This window comes from Protofrankia coriariae, from assembly GCF_001017755.1.
Lineage (GTDB): Bacteria > Actinomycetota > Actinomycetes > Frankiales > Frankiaceae > Protofrankia > Protofrankia coriariae.
Window position 1 is genome coordinate 48,840 of sequence record NZ_JWIO01000010.1, and the last position, 3,313, is coordinate 52,152.

General features: G+C 72.0%; 3 protein-coding genes (1 of these 3 running past the window's edge). All 3 read right to left on the reverse strand.

What is annotated here, in order from left to right; all coding sequences use genetic code 11:
- Positions 1-625 carry the 5' portion of a cytochrome P450 gene (locus FrCorBMG51_RS08570; protein ID WP_047222561.1) on the reverse strand. Its footprint begins 767 nt before the window's first position, so the window shows 625 of its 1,392 coding nt (coding positions 1-625); its start codon is at positions 623-625; its stop codon lies beyond the left edge, outside the window.
- 74 nt (positions 626-699) lie between these two features.
- A complete protein-coding gene (locus FrCorBMG51_RS08575; protein WP_047222562.1) occupies positions 700-1,848 on the reverse strand; it encodes a polyprenyl synthetase family protein in 1,149 nt (382 codons plus the stop codon).
- Between the two features lie 149 nt (positions 1,849-1,997).
- Positions 1,998-3,313 (reverse strand): cytochrome P450 (locus FrCorBMG51_RS08580; RefSeq protein ID WP_047222563.1); only part of this gene is annotated, 1,316 nt, incomplete at its 5' end.

Consider the following 3,313-nt stretch of genomic DNA (forward strand, 5'->3'; position numbering starts at 1 on the left):
CGTCGAGCCGGCGGCGGGCCCGCTCGAAGCGGCGGTTGCCCGGTGTCGGCAGCCTCTCCAGCCAGCCGACCGGGAAGGCGATCCGTCTGGCCACGCCTTTGAGCAGGACGGGAAAGGTCTCCTCGACCTCGACCGCGACGCTGTCACCGAGATCGGAGGAGAACAGCGCTCGGCACACCACGGCCACCGCGAAGGTGTGGATCTCCTGGACGAACTCCACGGTCTGGCCGTCCCGCCAGCCGGCGGCGCGCTGTTCGGCGGCCTGCCGCATCTGGTCGGCGTAACCGGCGATCCGGGTCGCGTGGAACGCCGGCTGCATCAGCCGGCGGTGCGCCATGTGAGTCGGTTCGGTGGAGTTCAGCAGCCCGTTGCCGAGGAAGGGCGCCGACTTCTCGTAGGCGATGCCCTTGTCGAGTTTGCGGACGTCCCTGGTGAGGATCTGGTGCACCCAGACGGGATTGTTGATGACGTAGGCCCGTGCCGGCCCGAGGCCGATGGTGACGATGTCACCGCTGTCACGCAGCGACTCGAAGAACCTGCGTGGCTCGCTGAGCATCCGGTGCATGTGGCCCAGCAGCGGGAGTCGGCCGGGAGCCGACGCGACGCCCGGGACGGTTGCCGTCATCCGTGGATCTCCTTTGTTCCGGACGTGCTGGAAGGCGATGTGCTGGAAGGCGCGGGCATAGTCGTGCCCGCGGATCAGTGGGTGCGATTGACGACGAACTCGGACAGCGTGATCAGTTCCGCGGCGGCCGTACGTTCCATCGCGGCGCTGTCGAGGGTCCGCAGGGCGCGGTCGAGATGCAGATGGGCCTGGGCGGTGGTGAAGGACCGGCCGCCGGCCTTGCTGATGAGGGCCGCCGTCCGGCGCAGCGTCCACTCCGCGTCCGGGGTGTCCAGCGGCATGGCCAGCAGGTCCGCGAGCTGCTGGGCCGACGCCGTCGAGCCGGCCAGCGCGCAGATCACGGGAAGGGTCTTCTTGCGCAGGCGGAGGTCGTTGAACACCGGCTTGCCGGTGACCGCCGGATCCCCCCAGATACCCAGCAGGTCGTCGACCGCCTGGAAGGCGGTTCCCAGGTCGCGGCCCACCAGGGACATCGCCGTGACCATCTCGGGCGGAGCGCCACCGAGCAGCGCTCCCAGCGCCGACGCGCAGCCCAGCAGCGACCCGGTCTTGCGCGTCGCCATGGTCCGGTACTCCTCGACGGTCACCGCGTCCGGGCCGGTCCACGGCCGGTATTCGAAGGCGATGTCGGCGGCCTGCCCGTTGACCAGCTCGACCAGTGACGTCGACAGCAGGCTCATCGCCGCCGACCTGGTCGCCGGGGCGAGCCGGCCGGTGCTGTGGGCGAGGGTGTCCAGGGCGAGGGCGAGCAGCGCGTCACCGGCCAGGACGGCCGGGCCCACCCCGAACGCCTTCCAGGCGGTGGCCCGGTGCCGGCGCCGCTCGTCGCCGTCCATGATGTCGTCGTGGACGAGTGAGAACGCGTGCACCAGCTCGACGGCGACCGCCCCGGCGACCGCGGCCTGTGCCGGGGCGCCGACGGCCTCGGCGGCGAGGACGGCGAGTGCCGGCCGCAGCGCCTTGCCGCCGCCACCGCCNCCACCGCCGCCGTTGCCGTTGCCGCCACCGCTGTTGCCGCCACCGCTGTTGTTGCCGGTGCCGCGCACGGTCGGTGTGCCGTCGGAGTCGCACCAGTCGAACGTGAACGACGCCATCCGCCCGAGCCAGGGGTGCAGCCGGTCGATGGTCTCGCGCAGCGCCGGCAGGACGAGGTCCCGGCACCGCGCCAGGGTGTCGAGGGCGGCCGGCGACGTGACCCGCAGCGGCGGGGTGTACTCGCTCATGGGACGGGCCCTTCTTCGGCAGGACACGGGCCGGGGGCGGCCCGCGGTAGGTGGCCCGCGGTGGGTGGCCCGCGGTGGGCGGCGGACGTAAGGGCTGGCCAGCCGGCATCGCTTGGCCGGCTTGGCCGGCGTGGCTCGGCTGGGGCCGCTCAGCCGGCGGTGCGCAGCGCGAGCCCCGCGCTGGCGGCGGCACGCGGCTTCGGGATCATCAGGTACGGCCCGGTGCCCAGCGACGCCTTCGGGACGGTGGTGCGCGGCCTGGCGCCGGGCGTGGGGCGCAGGCTCCAGCGGGTGGCGATCGTGGCCAGCGTGAGCGTCGTCTCCGCGCGGCCGAAGGTGTCACCGATGCACTTGCGGCTGCCCGCGCTGAAGGGCACCATCGCGCCGCGCGGGATGCCCGCGGCCCGCTCGGGCAGCCAGCGGTCCGGGTCGAACCGTTCCGGGTCGGTGAACAGGGCGGCGTTGCGGCCCATCATGTACGGGCTGAACATCACGATGGCGCCCCTGGCCAGCCGCTGCCCGGCGAGTTCGGTGTCCCTGCTGGTCGTGCGGGTCAGCAGCCAGGCCGGCGGATACATCCGCAGGGTCTCGTGCAGGACCCGCCAGGTGTAGTCCAGCCGCGGCAGGTCCTCGAACGTCGGTGGCCGGCCGCCAAGCACCTCGTCCAGCTCGGCGTGCAGCCGGGCTTCCACCTCCGGGTGCTCGGCGAGGATGTGGAAGGCCCAGGCCATGGTGTTCCCCGTGGTCTCCGTCCCGCCGATGAGGAGGGTCATGATCTGGTCGTAGACCTCTTCGTCGCTGAGCCGGTGCCGGGTCTCCTCGTCACGGGCCGCGATCAGGATCGACAGCAGGTCGCCGTGGTCCGTCCCGGCGCGTCGCTGGAACTCGATCGTCTCCCTGATGACGGTGTGCATCCGTTCCCGGACCTGGTTGAACTGGCGGTTGCCCGGCGTGGGCAGCTTCTCCTGCCAGCCGATCGGCGCGACCATCCGCTTGTAGACGCCCCGCATGATGATCGGCATGCAGTAGGCGACCTCCGGGATGATGGGACGTCCCCCGACGGTGGTCGCGAACAGGGTACGGGCGGTGATCCGCAGGGTCAGGGCGTGCATCGCCTCGCTGATGTCGATGGGCCGGTGGTCCTCCCACGAGCCCAGGACGTCGGCGATCTCCTCGCGCATCAGGCGGGCGTAGCCGGGCATCCGGGCGGGATGGAACGCGGGCTGGATCATCCGTCGTTGTACGCGGTGGTCCTCCCGCATGGAGCTGACGAGCCCGTTGCCCACGAGCAGCCGCGCCTTGTCGAACAGCGGCCCGCCCTTGTCGAAGGTGCGTGAGTCCACCAGGACCTGGGTGACCACCTCGGGGTGGCAGGCCAGGTAGGCCGGACGCGGCCCGAGACCGATCTGGACGAGGTCGCCCTGGGCGGGCAGCGCGGACAGGAACCGCAACGGCCGGCGCCACA